Genomic DNA, 15,366 nt, shown 5'->3' on the forward strand with positions numbered 1-15,366 from the left:
GTGACCAAAACGGATATTTTATCCCTGTCCTTCGGGGAATTGTCGGACTGGCTGGCAGAAGCCGGCGAACCGAAATTCCGGGCAAAGCAGATTTTTACCTGGCTTCACAGCCGAAAGGCAACGGATTTTTCAGAAATGACGGATTTGTCACTGTCGCTTCGCACAAAATTATCTGATTCTTTTTGTATAAATCGACTAATTGTCGTAAAAAGGCTTGAATCCGCTATTGATAATACGGTAAAATATCTGTATGGGCTTTCTGACGGATCCCTGATCGAATCCGTGCTGATGGCATACAAGCACGGGGACAGTCTTTGCGTATCCACCCAGGTGGGCTGCAAGATGGGGTGTAACTTTTGCGCCTCCACCATTGCAGGCTTTGTGCGGAATCTGACCCCCGGCGAAATGCTGGGACAGATCTACGAAGCGGAGCGGGACAGCGGCAGGACGGTATCCAGTCTGGTGCTGATGGGCATCGGAGAGCCTTTGGACAATTACGACAATGTGCTGAAATTTCTGCGGCTACTTTCTGCCCCCCAGGGGCGGGGCATGAGCCTGCGGCATGTGACCCTTTCCACCTGCGGTCTGGTTCCTATGATCGACCGGCTTGCGGAGGAGGGACTTGGACTGACCCTGTCAGTGTCTCTGCATGCGGCGGACGATGCCAGCCGGAGCCGGATCATGCCGGTGAACCGGAAATATTCCATTGCGGAGCTGCTGGGTGCCTGTCGTCGGTATTTTGCCACCACCGGCAGACGGATCACCTTTGAGTATGCAGTGATTGATGGGGTCAACGGCACCAGGGAACAAGCCAGGCTGCTGGCGAAACAGCTGGAGGGGCTGCCCTGTCATATCAACCTGATCCCGGTCAATCCCGTCCGGGAGCGGAATTATCACACAAAACGGGATACGGTCTACAGCTTTCAGCAGATGCTGGAACAGGAGGGACTCAACGCCACAGTGCGGCGGACTTTGGGCAGCGACATCAACGCCGCCTGCGGACAGCTGCGCCGGGAGGCACAAAGGGAACGGGGTGAGGATATTGCGGATTCAGACAGCAACGGATGTAGGAATGGTTCGGGATGAAAACCAGGATCGGGTAGAAACCCTCCAACTGGAGGACGGGGTGCTGGCGGTTGTCTGTGACGGCATGGGCGGCGAACGCTCCGGCGGAGAGGCAAGCCGGCTTGCCATAGGCGAAGCTGTTTCCCATTTCAAGGAGGGCTATCACGCCGGCATGAACGGCTCGGAGATCAAGCAGCTGCTCTGTGCCTCCATATCCGCAGCCAATTCCGTTGTATATACAAAATCAAAGCTGGATTACAAGAACTTCGGCATGGGCACCACATGCGTCATGGCGTATGTGGATGATACCATGCTGCATGTGGCAAATGTAGGGGATTCCCGGGCATATCTTCTGCAGGGACTTGCACCCCTGGAGCAGCTGACGGTGGATCACACCGTGGTGCAGATGCTTCTGGCACAGGGCAAGATCACCCGGGAGGAAATGAAATCCCACCCCCAGCGGAATATGCTGACCCGTGCCATTGGCGTGGAACGCACAGTGAAGCCGGATTACTTTGAACAGACCCACGATTCCCGGTTTCTGGTGCTGCTTTGCTCGGACGGTCTGTCCAGCTATTGCAGCAAGGATGAAATCACACAGGCGCTCCGTGAGCAGTCCTTTGAGACGGTTTGCGGACACCTTGTAGATATGGCAAACCAAAAGGGTGGACGGGACAACATCACCCTGGCAATCATCTCAGATTGAGTAGGAGAGAAGTAGATGGATAAGAACATTGGTAAGAAGCTGGACGGCCGGTATGAAATTACGGAGCTGATCGGCGTCGGCGGCATGGCGGACGTGTACAAGGCCACTGACGTGGTGGATCACAAAACCGTAGCGGTCAAGATCCTCAAAAAGGAATTTGCAGAGAACGAGGAATTCCTCCGCAGGTTCCGGAACGAATCCAAAGCCATTGCAGTGCTGTCCCATCCGAATATCGTCAAGATCTACGATGTGGGATTCTCTGACAAGATCCAGTACATTGTAATGGAGTACATTGACGGGATCACCCTGAAGGAGTACATGGAGAACGAAAAGGTGCTCAGCTGGAAGGATTCCGTACACTTTGTTCTGCAGATCCTCCGGGCACTGCAGCATGCTCACAGCAGAGGGATCGTACACCGGGATATCAAGCCTCAGAATATTATGATGTTCCCGGACGGCACCATTAAGGTCATGGACTTCGGCATTGCCAAGTTCGCCCGGGAGCAGGGCAAGACCGCAACGGATCAGGCCATCGGGACAGTGCATTATATCAGCCCGGAGCAGGCTCGCGGCGACGTGACCGATGCCAAGAGCGATGTATACTCTGTGGGCGTGATGCTCTATGAGATGCTGACCGGGAAAAAGCCTTTTGATACGGACAATCCGGTGACCATTGCGGTGATGCATATGCAGGCAAAGGCAGAGCGTCCCCGGAACATCAATCCGGACATTCCCATCGGTCTGGAGGAGATCATCCTGCATGCCATGGTGAAGGATCCGGCGCACCGGTATCAGACTGCCCAGGAAATGATCCGGGATATCGAGCAGTTCAAGGAAAACCCGGACATTGTGTTCGGCTATCATGATGACGATGACGAGGAGGATGCCCAGACCTCGGATTCTCCTACCCGGTTCTTCCAGGCTGTGACCCCGGCAACGGCGGAAATTCCGGCTATGCGGGAGGGCAGAGACGACCAGGAGGATTACGAGGAGTCCGATGAGGACGAATACGACGATGAGGATGAGGAAGAAGAGGAGCGCCGCTCCCTGTTTGTGCCCATTCTCACCGGCGTTACCATTGCAGTGATCGTGGCTGCGGTGATTTTGGTCACCTACCTGATCGTAGGCTGGCTCAACGGCGACAATCAGGGAGACAAAAAGGAATTTGCAATGCCGAATCTGGTGGGCACCAACTACCAGGAGGCAGTGGATGCCTGGAAGGGCAAGCTGGATCTGAAGGTGACCGCCAGCGAATACTCCGAGTACGACAAGGACGTGATCTTCTACCAGAGCATTCCGGAAAATGATCCCATTGCCCTGAACAGCGTTGTGGAGATCAAGGTGAGCCTTGGCAATAACACCATCGACGTGCCGGATGTGATCGGCTGGACGGAAACGCTTGCCACAAAGACCCTGTCCAACCAGGGATTGACGGTGGAGGTCAAGAAGGCGGCCAGCGATACAGTGGAAAAGGGACTGGTTTGTGAGACCGTGCCTGCCGCCGGGGAGGCCATTGCGCCCAATTCCAAGATTCTGGTTTATATCAGTATGGGCCCCAACGCTTCTACGGTGGAGGTTCCCAACTTTACAAGCAAAACCCTGGAGGAAGCAAAGCTGGACGCTGAGGTCATGAAGCTTGAGCTTCAGGTAACAGAGGTGGATTCCAGCGAACCCAAGGGGCAGATCATTTTCCAGAGCATCAATGCAGGAGAGCAGGTTGTGACCGGTACCGTGATCGAGGTCAAGGTCAGCAACGGTGTTGCACCGGTGAATACCTGCAATGTCACATTTGCACTGCCGGAGAACGTACACGGCTCCTTCTATTTCACCTTCTATGACGGGGGCTCCGTGTTCTTCACAAGCCCTGTGATTAACGCAGAATACACGTCCGGCTCTGCAAGCGTTCCCCTGGAGGGCTCCGGCAAGAAGGAACTGATCGTTTCTGTGACCAATTCCTCCAACAAGGAAACTGCCCGGGTAGGCACCTATCTGGTGGATTTTGACAAGAAGACGGCAAGCGCAAAGAGCGATGTGAACGTGCATGCGGCATTCAAGAGTATCGGTGCCATTGCAGCACAGACCGAGCCGCCGGTTGTGACTACACATCCGCCGGTACAGCATACCACTAAGCCGGCACCGACCCATACCACGGCAGAACCGCCCCAGCCTACGGAGCCTGCTCAGGAAACAGAACCGGTGGGGGATCCGAATGCAGACCAGGATTGATCCCATGCAGACAGGATCCGTACTGACCGGAACGATTATCAAAGCAATCGGGGGACTCTATACTGTAGAGTCCCCCTCCGGCGTTTTTGACTTTCGTGCCCGGGGCATCTTCCGGAACCGGGGGCAGTCCCCCATGGTGGGGGATCGGGTTCAGGTGAAAAACGGGGTCATCGATCAGCTGCTGCCCCGGAAAAACAACTTGATCCGGCCGCCCCTTGCAAATCTGGATCAGCTGCTGTTTGTGGTATCCATGTACAAGCCGGCACCGAATCTGCTGCTGCTGGATAAGTTTATCGCCATTGCGGAGTACAAGCAGATCACCCCTATTCTGGTGGTGACCAAGGCGGATCTGGAGGATCCGGCTCCTTTGGTGGAGATCTATCAGAAGGCAGGAATCCCGGTATATGTGGTGGAGTATGCAATCCCCCGCACGGTGGATGCGGTTGCCGCATGTCTGCGTGGAAAGGTCAGCGCCTTTACGGGCAATTCCGGCGCAGGGAAATCCACTCTGCTGAACGCCATTGACGCATCCTTGCAGCTGGAAACCGGCAGCATCAGCGAAAAGCTGGGACGGGGACGGCATACCACCCGGCATGCCCAACTGTACCCGGTGCAGGGCGGGGGCTATGTGGCGGATACGCCGGGCTTTTCCACCTTTGAAACCAACCAGTACGATATTATCCGCAAGGAGGAGCTTGCCGGCTGCTTCCGGGAATTTGCACCCTATCTGGGACAGTGCCGGTTTCAGGATTGCTGCCATACAGCAGAGCGGAACTGTGCCCTGCGGCAGGCCGTGGAGGATGGGGAGATTCCCCGGAGCCGGTATGAAAGCTATTGCCGTATGTTTGAGGAGGCAAAGGGACTGAAGGAATGGGAATTGAAAAAGAATTGACCTGTTATATTTTCGCCGGGGCACCTATGGAGTTCCTGCCCCTCGTTTCCCCGGAGCCGGGAGATCTGATCCTCTGCGCCGATGGAGGATACCGATACGCAAAGGTGCTGGGGCTAAAGCCGGATTATCTGGTAGGGGATTTTGATACCCTGCCGGAGAGGGAGATCCCCCAGGACTGTCAGATCCGGCGGCATCCGATACAAAAGGATGACACGGACACCATGCTGGCGGTGAAGCTTGGATTGTCCCTGGGCTTCCGGCGGTTCGTGCTGTACGGTGCCATCGGGGGACGGCTGGATCATACCATTGCCAATGTCCAGACGCTTTTGTTCCTGTATGCCAGAGGGGCGGAAGGCGTTCTGATTGGGGAACGGAACGAAGCCATGCTGCATCCGCCCGGCAGACGGGTCTATCCGGCACGCCCTGACAGCTATTTTTCCGTGTTCGCCTTGACGACCGCCTGTAAAGGCGTGTGCCTGGAGGGGGTGGAGTATCCCTTGCAGGATGCGGAATTGACTGCGGATTTTCCCCTGGGGGTCAGCAATCATATTACCGGGGAGCAGGCGGCAGTGACCCTTGCAGAGGGGATGATTCTGCTGGTATTCTCACGGGACAGGCACCAATCCGGCGGCAGGGCATAAGCTACAGCATAAGGAGCTGCCGCTCCGGATTACATAGGAGGGATCAGCATGAAAATTGTTGTAGTCAAGAGTCCCCGGTTTTTGTCCGGCATTCTCTGCGCCATCTTCCACATCAAGCGGGAACCGGTGGAGGAAGTGTAAACCAGGCGCCTGTGCAGCTGCACAGGCGCTTTTGCATACCCAGTGTGGGATGCGCATATGCTCATACAGACGGGAGGGATCTGTATGAAGGAAACCCAATGGGAGCGGGCGGAGGACTGTCCGGAGGATGCATTGGAACAGGCAAGACAGCAGGAGGATGCCCTGTTTGCCCAGGCTCTGGAAAAGCAGCAGCGAAAGGCGGAGGCACCTTACAGTGATATCATCGTGACCCAGTGCATGCTCTGTGTGGGGCTGTGCCTGGGGGTGCTGATCTGGAATTATTTTGCTCCGGAGGCTGCGCTGCACTGGCTTGCTTACTGCCGGGAACAGCTGCACCAGCTGTGGAGGCCGGAATTACTGGAGCCATTCCTGCGGCTGGATCTGCCGGTGTATGCTTAGCTTCCGGCTGCGTGGAGTCCGGGTCATCATCTGCTTTGGTTTTGCTGCTGTGTGGGCGCTGTTCTGTCTGATCCGGGCGGAGCTGGCACTGCCCTTACTGCTGGCATCCTTGATACACGAGCTGGGACATGCTGCCGCCATGTGTGCCTGCGGTCAGAAGCTGGCAGTGCTGCGGTTCTGGGGCGGAGGCATTCTCATGATCCCACGCCGCAGCAGAATGCTGACCTGGCGGCAGGAGATCTTGATTCTTTTGAGCGGTCCCGGGGTGAACCTGGCTGTGGGATGGGTGCTGTGGCTGACCGGCTCCTCCCTTGCCTGGCTCCACATGGCGCTGGGACTGTGGAATTTGCTGCCCTACCGGAACCTGGACGGGGGTGCCGTGCTCCGATGCCTGTTCCCCGGCATCCGGGCACAGATGCTGATGACCTGGCTGGTGTGTGCAAGTACGTTTGTTCTGGCTGGTGCATGCTTGGCAGCCGGGGTGCGGAATGTGCAGCTGTATGCGATGCTGGGCTATCTGTTCCTGTGGGAACTGCCCCTTGCACAAACGGAAAGAATATAGTACAATGGATGTATCAAACCATATTGAGGAGCATTCCATGCTAAAAGAAAAGATTGAAAAATACCTGTTGTCCGTGCAGAAGCCTGCCCGGTATATCGGCGGCGAAGCCGGGAGCATTTATAAAGACAAATCTAAGGTGGATGTGCGGTTTGCGTTCTGCTTTCCGGACTGCTATGACATCGGCATGAGCCATCTGGGGATGAAGATCCTCTACTCTCTGACCAATCAGAGAGAAAATTACTGGTGTGAACGGGTGTTCGCCCCCTGGCCGGATTTTGAACAGATCATGCGGGAGCATGACATTCCCCTGTATGGGCTGGAAAGCCTGGAGCCCATCCGGGACTTTGATTTCATCGGCTTTACCCTCCAGTACGAGCTGTCCTACACCAATATTTTAAATATGCTGGATCTGGCAGGTGTACCGGTGTACGCAAAGGATCGGGGCACAGCAATTGCTCCACTGGTGGTGGCAGGAGGCCCCTGTGCCTGCAATCCGGAGCCTTTGGCGGATTTCTTCGACCTGTTCATTCTGGGAGAGGGGGAGGAAGTCAACCTGGAGCTGATGGATCTGTATCACCGGATGCGGCAGGAAGGGGCGGATCGACAGGCGTTCCTCCGGGCGGCTGCCAGGATAGAGGGGATCTATGTGCCCTCTCTGTACGAAGTGACCTATCACCCGGACGGAACCATCCAGGCAGTGACTCCAAAGGATGGGGCGCCGGCAACGGTGAAGAAGCGGATCATCCGGGATTTTGACAAGGTGTTCTACCCGGATAATTTTGTGGTGCCCTTTACGGAGATCGTCCAGGATCGGGTGTCCGTGGAGGTGCTACGGGGCTGCATCCGGGGCTGCCGGTTCTGCCAGGCAGGGTTCCTGTATCGTCCATTCCGGGAAAAGTCGGCGGAAACCGTGTATGGGGAAAGTAAGGCTCTGTGCGAGAATACGGGCTATGACGAGGTGTCCTTGTCCTCCCTGAGCACCAGCGATCACTCCCAGATCGACCCCATGCTGCGAAAGCTGCTGACCTATACGGAGGAAGAAAAAATCAATCTGTCCCTGCCCTCGCTGCGGATTGACAACTTCTCGGAGGGGTTGATGAACCAGATCAAACGGGTGCGCAAAAGCGGACTGACCTTTGCGCCGGAGGCAGGTACCCAGCGGATGCGGGACGTAATCAACAAGAATGTGACCGAGGAGGAGGTCATGAAAACCTGCCGGATCGCATTCGAGGGGGGCTACGATACGGTGAAGCTGTATTTCATGATGGGACTGCCTACGGAAACCGATGCGGATATTGTGGGTATTGCCCAGCTTGCCCAAAAGGTGGTGGATCTGTTCTATGAAAATCCCCACCGACCCAAGGGAAAGAATGTACAGGTGTCCATCAGTACCGCCACCTTTGTGCCAAAGCCCTTTACCCCCTTTGAGTTCGAGCCACAAGCCACCCATGCCCAGATCGAGCATAAGCAGCAGGTGCTGCGGGACGCCATCCAGAGCAAAAAGATCCGTGCCGCCCTGCATCAGTCCGATGCCAGTCTGCTGGAGGCGGCACTTGCCCGGGGAGACCGGCGGCTCAGTGAAGTGCTGTACCGGGCATGGAAGAAGGGCAGCACCTTTGACAGCTGGGGAGAGCGGTTCGACTACAGCCGCTGGCAGGAGGCATTCCGGGAGGCAGAGCTGGATCCGGCGTTTTACGCCAATCGTACCCGGTCTTATGATGAGGTGTTCCCCTGGGATCACCTGGATTATTATGTGTCCAAGGATTTTTTCATCCGGGAGAATCAACGTGCCCATCAGTCTCTGACTACGCCCAACTGCCGGCTGCAATGTGCCGGCTGCGGTGTAAATCAAAAGGTAGGAGGTGCTTGCTTTGCTGAAGATCCGGACGGTGTATGAAAAACGTGACCGGGCGAAGTATATCTCCCACCTGGATCTGAACCGGTGCATGCAGCGTGCCTTCCGCCGGGCGAAGCTTCCCATCTGGTATTCGGAGGGGTTCAATCCACGGCTATATCTCATGTTTCCACTGGCACTGTCCCTGGGTTTTGAAAGCATGTGCGAGATTATGGATTTCAACCTGCGGGAGCCGGTGCCCTTTGCGGAACTGCAGGATCGGCTGAACGCTGTGCTGCCGGAAGGACTGCGGATCCGGCATGCGGCAGAACCGGTGAAAAAGCATACGGAAATCGGCTTTGCAGACTATTTGCTGGAGCTGGAAGCCGGGGAGGGATTTTCGGCAACTTGGGACGGGTTTCTTGCCCGGGAATCCATTCTGATCCAGCGTACCAATAAGCGCAAGCAGTTGGTGCAGACGGAGATCCGCCCCCAGATTCAGTGCCTGTCCTGTCAGCAGGATGGGACACAGGTGCAGCTGGGGCTGCGGCTGCCGGCAGGGGCGCAAACCAATCTGAACCCTACGGCGGTGCTGGATGCCATGCAGGAACTGGAGCCGGGAACGGACTTTTCCGTGAACCGGGTACTGCGGGAAAAAATAATTTGCCATGACGGCACAGATTTTTTCTGAAAACCCCTTGCACTTTTTGCAGAGCTGTGATATAATAGTAAAGCATTTGAAGTCCGCTGCGGGTTTCCGCAGTGAGAGTTAGTGCCATACAAATGACATTAAGTCGGATGGTCCGCTGCCTGGCAGGTTTCTGCCCGTACTGCCCATGCGGCAGGCGTTTCCGGAGCAGAATGCTCCCACGTCAAGGACAGGCAAGAACATTCGGAAAAAACAGGAGGAAAAACCATGGATGCACTGAAACTCATCAGCAATGACAGCATCAAGGCGGATGCGCCGGAACTGCACATCGGTGATACCGTAAAGGTACACGTTCGGATCAAGGAAGGCGACAAGAGCCGTATTCAGGTATTTGAGGGTACTGTGATTGCAAAGAAGCACGGTGGAATCAGCGAGACCTTTACTGTTCGCCGGGTAGCACACGGCTGCGGTATTGAGCGTGTATTCCCGCTTCACTCACCTGTTGTAGAAAAGGTTGAACTGGTTCGCAGCGGTAAGGTTCGCAGAGCGAAGCTGTACTATCTGCGTGATCGTGTCGGCAAGGCTGCAAAGGTAAAAGAGCAGATTCGCTAAGAGATGGTTTGTGCATGTGCGGAGCAGGTTCCTGCTTCGCATGTCACTTGCATCGAATGCGGAAGAAGGGGGACGTTACGTCCCTTTTTTGCTATCAGGATATTGCCGGGAACGGCTTTCAGAAAGGATCGGTTGCAGCATGGAGAACGAATCTCTGGATACAAGCAAGGAAGAAACAAAAGAAGTACAGCAGCCTGCTGCGCCGGAGGAATCCGGAAAGCAGGAGGATTGGAAATCCCCGGTCAAATCCCTGGTCAATGACCTTCTGGACATTGCAGAATCCGTCATTGTTTCCGTGTTTGTGGTGGTGCTGGTGTTTGCATTCATCCTGCGGCCGGTGACGGTGGACGGCAGTTCCATGAACCCTACCTTATATGATAAGGATCGGGTGCTGATGGTGGAGCTGTTCTATCATCCGCAGCGGGGCGATGTGGTCATCGTGGACGGCACCGAGGCACATCTGTTTTCGGATCCGGAACAGACCCAGGTCGTTGAAAAGAAGGGTATCGGCATCAATCTGATCAAGCGTGTGATCGCTGTAGCAGGGGATCAACTGGATATCGACTTTACCGCCGGTACTGTGACCCTGAACGGGGTGGTGCAGAAGGAGGATTACATCAATATGCTGACCACCCGGAATGACGGGGCGTTTACATATCCCCTGACCGTACCGGAGGGGTACATCTTCGTGATGGGGGACAACCGCAATGCTTCCACCGACAGCCGCAGCACCCTGGTGGGTCTTGTGCCGGAGGATGCCGTAATCGGGCATGCAGTCTATCGGTTTGCACGGGACGAAAAGCTGCGCAGCACCTGGGCGGAGCAGTTCAGTGTGATTGACTAAGGCGGATGCGCCTGAAGAAAGGAGTGCCGGCAATGGCTGAACAGCAACCGGAGCAGAACCGAGAGGATGTTGAACGGAGCATTCTGGGAGATCTTCTGGATCTGATCGAATCCATCCTTTGTTCGGTGTTCCTGGTGTTCCTGGTGTTTACGTTCCTGTTCCGCATTGCCACAGTGGAGGGGGCTTCCATGGTTCCCACCCTGGTAAATGGAGATCGACTCATCATCTCAGAGCTGGGCTATACCCCTCAGCAAGGAGATGTGGTCATCATCAATGCAAGGAAAAGCTATCAGCTGGATTCCGCACAGCAGGTGGTGGAGTCGGAGGGTCTGAACAAGCTGATCGTCAAGCGGATCATTGCGCTGGGCGGGCAGAAGGTGGATATCGATTTCAATACCGGAACGGTGACGGTGGACGATCAGGTATTGCAGGAAGCCTACATCAATACCCTGACCACCCGGGACGAGGGCGGCATGCAGTTTCCGGTGGTCGTGCCGGAGGGGTATGTGTTCGTGCTGGGAGATAACCGAGATATTTCCAAGGACAGCCGGCATCCCAATGTGGGCTTCGTGTCGGAATCGGAAATCATGGGCAAGGCGCTGCTGCGTGTGTTCCCCCTGGACAAATTCGGGAAGGTTGGCTGAGCCCAATGAAACATGCTCCTCAGGGAGCGCTGTATAAAGGAGTTTTCATGGCAGAAATACGTTCGATTCAGTGGTTCCCGGGACATATGACCAAGACCCGGCGGATGATCACCGCCAATCTGTCCCTGGTGGACGCTGTGGTGGAGATCCTGGACGCCCGGATCCCGGTGAGCAGCCGGAACCCGGAAATGGACAGGCTTACCGGCGGCAAGCCACGGCTGCTGATCCTGAACAAAAGCGATATGGCGGACGAGCGTACCACCCAGCAGTGGCTGCATCGGCTGCGGAGATCCGGCTGTGCCGCCGTTGCAATGGACTGCAAATCCGGCAAGGGCGTCAAGCAGTTCCATCCGGCACTCCGGGAACTGCTCAAGGAGCAGATTGCCCAGTGGCGTGCCAAGGGATTGGTGAACCGACCAATTCATGTGATGGTGGTGGGGATCCCCAACGTGGGCAAGTCCTCCTTTATCAATAAAATGGCAGGCGGCAAGCGTGCCAAGGTGGAGGATCGTCCCGGCGTGACCCGTACCAAGCAGTGGGTCAAGCTGGGGGACGGGGTAGAAATGCTGGATACCCCCGGTGTGCTCTGGCCGAAATTTGACGATCAGCAAGCAGCGCAGCGGCTGGCATTTACCGGTGCCATCAACGATGACGTGCTGGATATTGAAGCCCTTGCCATGCTGTTGCTGGAGTATTTGCACGAAGCATATCCCCAGGCGCTGACCGCCCGGTATAAGATCAATCTGCCGGAAGGCACGGAAGGCAGAATCCTTCTGGAGGAGCTGGGCAGGAAACGGGGCATGCTGGTGTCCGGGGGCGAAGTCAATACGGAACGGGCAGCGATCACGCTGCTGGATGAATTCCGGAGCGGCAAGCTGGGGCGGATCACCCTGGAGGTTCCGGAGAATGAGGGCGCATGATGGCAAAAGCACTTGCGGTAAAAACCCAATTGTTTGAATATGACGAGGCTGTCCGGAACAGTTACCCGGTGTTCTGCGGGGTGGATGAAGCCGGCAGAGGGCCACTTGCCGGGGATGTGTATGCTGCGGCGGTGGTGCTGCCGCCGGATGTGGTGATCCCCGGACTGGACGACAGCAAGAAGCTGACGGAAAAGCGCCGGGAGGCTCTGTACGATGAGATCATCGCCAAGGCGTCTGCCTGCTGTATTGCTGCCGCTACCGTGGAGGAGATCGAGCAGTTGAATATTTTACAGGCTGCCATGCTTGCCATGACCCGGGCGGTGTCCGGACTGGACATCCCGGTGCAGTGCGTACTGATTGACGGAAACCGGCTGCCCCGGATGAATTTGCCCATGCAGGCGGTGATCCATGGGGACGCCACCTCCGCAAGCATTGCAGCAGCCTCCGTGCTGGCGAAGGTTGCCCGGGATCGGTACATGCTGGCGCTGGATCAGCAGTATCCGGAATACGGCTTTTGCAAGCATAAGGGCTATGGCACCAAAGCCCATTACGAGGCGCTGGCTGCCCACGGCATCAGTCCGGTGCATCGGCGATCCTTCCTGAAAAATCTCACATGACCACCCGGCAGCAGGGCGCTCTGGGGGAGCAGGCTGTGGCAGCATATCTGACGGCAAAGGGCTATCGGATCCTGCGGCGGAATTACTGCATCCGGGGCGGCGAGATCGACATTATCGCAGAAAACGGCGAATACATCGCCTTTGTAGAGGTCAAGGCACGGCGGCCGGGCAGCATGGTAAGCGGCTTTGAGGCGGTGACGCCTGTCAAGCAGAAGCGCCTGCTTCGGACTGCCCAGGCTTATTTATATCAGTATCCCTCCGGGCTTCAGCCCCGGTTTGATATTGCGGCAGTGACCCTCCGGGGCAGTCAGGTGCTGGATCTGGATTATCTGGAGAATGCATTTGACGCAACGGATCAACCAACGGATTCTTTTTGAAAGGAGAGGTGGCGCTTCGGCGTCACGAGATCATCATGTTTTATAAAAGTACCAGAAACAGCGCACTGGCAGTAGACAGTGCAACCGCCATTTCCCAGGGTATTTCCGCTGACGGCGGTTTGTTTGTCCCCTCCGAGATCCCGTCCATTACCATGGACGAGATCAGGCAGCTGTCCACAATGCGGTATGCGGACAGAGCAGCGTACATTTTTGCAAAGTATCTGACGGATTTTACTGAGGCGGAGATCCACCACTGCACCGACAGCGCATATAACACCAAGGCATTTGAAACCGATGCCATTGCCGAGATCAGTCACCTGTTTGACGGCACCTATATGCTGGAGCTGTGGCATGGCCCCACCTGTGCCTTCAAGGATATGGCGCTGCAGGTGCTGCCCTATTTCCTGACCACTGCTGTAAAGAAGAAGGCGCTGAACAAGAAGATCGTAATCCTGGTGGCAACCTCCGGTGATACGGGGAAGGCTGCACTGGACGGTTTCAAGGATGTGCCCGGCACCGAGATCCTGGTGTTTTACCCGGAGGAGGGCGTCAGCCCCATGCAGAAGCGGCAGATGCGCACCCAGGAGGGCGGCAACGTGGGTGTATGCGCCATCAAGGGCAACTTTGACGATTGCCAGAACGGGGTCAAGGCGATTTTTACGGATCCACAAGTCAAGCAGCAGTTGGATCAGGCTGGCCTGATGTTCTCCAGTGCCAACTCCATCAACTGGGGACGGCTCCTGCCTCAGATCGTATACTATATTTCCGCATATGCAACCCTGGCAGCGGACGGGGAGATCAACTTCGGGGATCCCATCAACGTGGTGGTGCCCACCGGCAACTTCGGCAATATCCTGGCCGCTTACTATGCGAAGAAGATGGGTCTGCCGATAAAGAAGCTGATTTGCGCTTCCAACATCAACAAGGTGCTGACCGACTTCATAAACACCGGCGTGTACAACCGGAACCGGGAATTCTTTGCAACCTGCTCTCCCTCCATGGATATTCTCATTTCCAGCAATCTGGAGCGGCTGCTGTACCTGCTCGCCGGAGAGGACGACACCCAGATCCGGGAGTGGTTCGGTGCGCTGGCAAAGGAGGGCACCTATACGGTAACGGATGCAGTCAAGCAGGCACTCCAGGCGGATTTCTGCGCCGGCTTCTGCGACGATGCGGACACCAAGAAGACCATTCACGAGATCTACGAGAAGTATTCCTACACCTGCGATACCCATACCGCAGTGGCAGTGAAGGTGTACAAGGAATACAAGGAAAAGACCGGGGATACCACCAAGACTCTGATCGCTTCCACTGCAAGCCCCTACAAATTCAGCGCCAGCGTGCTGGAGGCTCTGGAGGGTGCGCCCTCCACACTGGATGAGTATGCCATGATCGATACCCTGGCGGAGCGCTCCAAGCTGGAGATCCCGGCAGCTCTGGCACAGCTGAAAAACAAGTCGGAGCGGTTTACCGATTCCATTGCCCGCACGGATATGAAGGATTACGTGCTGCGGCAGCTGGGCCTTTGATCCATGAGCCTGTTTACCATCGGGGATCTGCATTTGTCCCTGGGGGTGCCCAGCAAGCCTATGAATGTATTCAGCGGCTGGGAAAACCATATGGAGCTGCTGGAGCAGAACTGGCGGGAGCTGATCTCGCCGGAGGATACGGTGGTGCTGCCCGGGGATACCTCCTGGGGCATGACCCTGCCGGAGGCACTGGCGGATTTTCAGTTTATACAGGATCTGCCCGGGCAGAAGATCCTGCTGAAGGGGAACCACGACTACTGGTGGAACTCCATGAAGAAAATGGAGGAATTCCTGGAGGCAAACGGTCTGGATACCCTGCACATTCTCCACAACAACCACTACCCCTATGGCAAGTACGGCATCTGCGGCTCCCGGGGGTGGGTGAATATCGGCAACGAACAGGAGCAGAGTGCCAAGGTACTGGCACGGGAGGTGCAGCGGCTGGAGGTTTCCATTTGCTCTGCGGAACAAGCTGGACTGGAGCCGGTGGTGTTCCTGCACTATCCCCCCATGTTTGGCAGCAACTGCAACTATGACATTCTGGATGTGCTGTACCGACACCACATTACCCGGTGCTACTACGGGCATATTCACGGTTATAGTCACCGGTATGCCATTACCGGAGAGCGGGACGGCATCGATTTTCATATGGTGTCCAGCGATTATTTGGGATTTCGACCGGAATTTATCTTTTAAATTTGTGCAATA

The 15,366-nt window shown here is 56.0% G+C and carries 18 protein-coding genes; all 18 read left to right on the forward strand.

The annotated features are described in order from the left end of the window. Nucleotides 1–1,086, forward strand: coding sequence for a dual-specificity RNA methyltransferase RlmN (gene rlmN, locus RUM_RS04070; RefSeq protein ID WP_041326258.1), 1,086 nt, complete (start codon nt 1–3; stop codon nt 1,084–1,086). Next, complete coding sequence (locus tag RUM_RS04075) at nt 1,073–1,771, forward strand: Stp1/IreP family PP2C-type Ser/Thr phosphatase (protein ID WP_015557930.1); 699 nt, start codon at nt 1,073–1,075, stop codon at nt 1,769–1,771. Before rlmN ends, RUM_RS04075 begins: the two co-directional genes overlap by 14 nt. A gap of 15 nt (nt 1,772–1,786) precedes the next feature. Then, nucleotides 1,787–3,997 (forward strand): Stk1 family PASTA domain-containing Ser/Thr kinase, encoded by a 2,211-nt coding sequence (pknB, locus tag RUM_RS04080; RefSeq protein ID WP_015557931.1) that lies wholly within the window; start codon nt 1,787–1,789, stop codon nt 3,995–3,997. Further along, nucleotides 3,981–4,889: a ribosome small subunit-dependent GTPase A gene (gene rsgA, locus RUM_RS04085; protein ID WP_015557932.1), complete on the forward strand. Its 909-nt coding sequence runs from the start codon at nt 3,981–3,983 to the stop codon at nt 4,887–4,889. Before pknB ends, rsgA begins: the two co-directional genes overlap by 17 nt. Continuing rightward, a complete protein-coding gene (locus tag RUM_RS04090; protein WP_015557933.1) occupies nt 4,868–5,530 on the forward strand; it encodes a thiamine diphosphokinase in 663 nt (220 codons plus the stop codon). Before rsgA ends, RUM_RS04090 begins: the two co-directional genes overlap by 22 nt. Before the next feature lie 48 nt (nt 5,531–5,578). After that, on the forward strand, nt 5,579–5,671 hold the full coding sequence (spoVM, locus tag RUM_RS12555) for a stage V sporulation protein SpoVM (protein ID WP_015557934.1): 93 nt from the start codon (nt 5,579–5,581) through the stop codon (nt 5,669–5,671). 84 nt (nt 5,672–5,755) lie between these two features. After that, nucleotides 5,756–6,070 (forward strand): hypothetical protein, encoded by a 315-nt coding sequence (locus RUM_RS04095; protein ID WP_015557935.1) that lies wholly within the window; start codon nt 5,756–5,758, stop codon nt 6,068–6,070. Continuing rightward, a complete protein-coding gene (locus RUM_RS11990; protein WP_015557936.1) occupies nt 6,063–6,632 on the forward strand; it encodes a zinc metalloprotease in 570 nt (189 codons plus the stop codon). Before RUM_RS04095 ends, RUM_RS11990 begins: the two co-directional genes overlap by 8 nt. A gap of 37 nt (nt 6,633–6,669) precedes the next feature. Then, the gene (locus RUM_RS04105; RefSeq protein ID WP_041326582.1) at nt 6,670–8,529 is read left to right on the forward strand and encodes a TIGR03960 family B12-binding radical SAM protein; all 1,860 of its coding nucleotides are present in this window, start codon (nt 6,670–6,672) and stop codon (nt 8,527–8,529) included. Continuing rightward, nucleotides 8,504–9,157, forward strand: a complete 654-nt coding sequence (locus tag RUM_RS04110) for a TIGR03936 family radical SAM-associated protein (protein ID WP_041326260.1) — start codon at nt 8,504–8,506, stop codon at nt 9,155–9,157. Before RUM_RS04105 ends, RUM_RS04110 begins: the two co-directional genes overlap by 26 nt. A gap of 225 nt (nt 9,158–9,382) precedes the next feature. After that, nucleotides 9,383–9,727, forward strand: coding sequence for a 50S ribosomal protein L19 (gene rplS / locus RUM_RS04115; protein ID WP_015557938.1), 345 nt, complete (start codon nt 9,383–9,385; stop codon nt 9,725–9,727). Between the two features lie 139 nt (nt 9,728–9,866). Continuing rightward, on the forward strand, nt 9,867–10,571 hold the full coding sequence (lepB, locus tag RUM_RS04120; RefSeq protein WP_015557939.1) for a signal peptidase I: 705 nt from the start codon (nt 9,867–9,869) through the stop codon (nt 10,569–10,571). Nucleotides 10,572–10,603: 32 nt separating this feature from the next. Then, nucleotides 10,604–11,215, forward strand: a complete 612-nt coding sequence (lepB, locus tag RUM_RS04125) for a signal peptidase I (RefSeq protein ID WP_015557940.1) — start codon at nt 10,604–10,606, stop codon at nt 11,213–11,215. 47 nt (nt 11,216–11,262) lie between these two features. Further along, nucleotides 11,263–12,135 carry a ribosome biogenesis GTPase YlqF gene (gene ylqF, locus RUM_RS04130; RefSeq protein ID WP_015557941.1) on the forward strand — a complete coding sequence of 291 codons (873 nt, stop codon included), beginning with the start codon at nt 11,263–11,265 and terminating at the stop codon, nt 12,133–12,135. Then, a complete protein-coding gene (rnhB, locus tag RUM_RS04135; protein WP_015557942.1) occupies nt 12,135–12,752 on the forward strand; it encodes a ribonuclease HII in 618 nt (205 codons plus the stop codon). Before ylqF ends, rnhB begins: the two co-directional genes overlap by 1 nt. Continuing rightward, the gene (locus RUM_RS04140; RefSeq protein ID WP_015557943.1) at nt 12,749–13,129 is read left to right on the forward strand and encodes a YraN family protein; all 381 of its coding nucleotides are present in this window, start codon (nt 12,749–12,751) and stop codon (nt 13,127–13,129) included. Before rnhB ends, RUM_RS04140 begins: the two co-directional genes overlap by 4 nt. A 35-nt stretch (nt 13,130–13,164) precedes the next feature. Beyond that, nucleotides 13,165–14,658 (forward strand): threonine synthase, encoded by a 1,494-nt coding sequence (gene thrC / locus RUM_RS04145; protein WP_041326261.1) that lies wholly within the window; start codon nt 13,165–13,167, stop codon nt 14,656–14,658. Nucleotides 14,659–14,661: 3 nt separating this feature from the next. Beyond that, nucleotides 14,662–15,354: a metallophosphoesterase gene (locus RUM_RS04150; protein ID WP_015557944.1), complete on the forward strand. Its 693-nt coding sequence runs from the start codon at nt 14,662–14,664 to the stop codon at nt 15,352–15,354. The last annotated feature ends 12 nt before the right edge of the window (nt 15,355–15,366 follow it).

The organism is Ruminococcus champanellensis 18P13 = JCM 17042 (genome assembly GCF_000210095.1).
GTDB classification, from domain to species: Bacteria; Bacillota; Clostridia; order Oscillospirales; family Ruminococcaceae; genus Ruminococcus_F; species Ruminococcus_F champanellensis.

What these genes read in the sequence shown, in the direction of transcription:
- RUM_RS04075 (WP_015557930.1), top strand. Translation starts at nt 1,073, where the DNA reads ATGGTTCGGGATGAAAACCAGGATCGGGTAGAAACCCTCCAACTGGAG.
- pknB (WP_015557931.1), top strand. Translation starts at nt 1,787, where the DNA reads ATGGATAAGAACATTGGTAAGAAGCTGGACGGCCGGTATGAAATTACG.
- rsgA (WP_015557932.1), top strand. Translation starts at nt 3,981, where the DNA reads ATGCAGACCAGGATTGATCCCATGCAGACAGGATCCGTACTGACCGGA.
- RUM_RS04090 (WP_015557933.1), top strand. Translation starts at nt 4,868, where the DNA reads ATGGGAATTGAAAAAGAATTGACCTGTTATATTTTCGCCGGGGCACCT.
- spoVM (WP_015557934.1), top strand. Translation starts at nt 5,579, where the DNA reads ATGAAAATTGTTGTAGTCAAGAGTCCCCGGTTTTTGTCCGGCATTCTC.
- RUM_RS04095 (WP_015557935.1), top strand. Translation starts at nt 5,756, where the DNA reads ATGAAGGAAACCCAATGGGAGCGGGCGGAGGACTGTCCGGAGGATGCA.
- RUM_RS11990 (WP_015557936.1), top strand. Translation starts at nt 6,063, where the DNA reads ATGCTTAGCTTCCGGCTGCGTGGAGTCCGGGTCATCATCTGCTTTGGT.
- RUM_RS04105 (WP_041326582.1), top strand. Translation starts at nt 6,670, where the DNA reads ATGCTAAAAGAAAAGATTGAAAAATACCTGTTGTCCGTGCAGAAGCCT.
- rplS (WP_015557938.1), top strand. Translation starts at nt 9,383, where the DNA reads ATGGATGCACTGAAACTCATCAGCAATGACAGCATCAAGGCGGATGCG.
- lepB (WP_015557939.1), top strand. Translation starts at nt 9,867, where the DNA reads ATGGAGAACGAATCTCTGGATACAAGCAAGGAAGAAACAAAAGAAGTA.
- lepB (WP_015557940.1), top strand. Translation starts at nt 10,604, where the DNA reads ATGGCTGAACAGCAACCGGAGCAGAACCGAGAGGATGTTGAACGGAGC.
- ylqF (WP_015557941.1), top strand. Translation starts at nt 11,263, where the DNA reads ATGGCAGAAATACGTTCGATTCAGTGGTTCCCGGGACATATGACCAAG.
- rnhB (WP_015557942.1), top strand. Translation starts at nt 12,135, where the DNA reads ATGGCAAAAGCACTTGCGGTAAAAACCCAATTGTTTGAATATGACGAG.
- RUM_RS04140 (WP_015557943.1), top strand. Translation starts at nt 12,749, where the DNA reads ATGACCACCCGGCAGCAGGGCGCTCTGGGGGAGCAGGCTGTGGCAGCA.
- thrC (WP_041326261.1), top strand. Translation starts at nt 13,165, where the DNA reads ATGTTTTATAAAAGTACCAGAAACAGCGCACTGGCAGTAGACAGTGCA.
- RUM_RS04150 (WP_015557944.1), top strand. Translation starts at nt 14,662, where the DNA reads ATGAGCCTGTTTACCATCGGGGATCTGCATTTGTCCCTGGGGGTGCCC.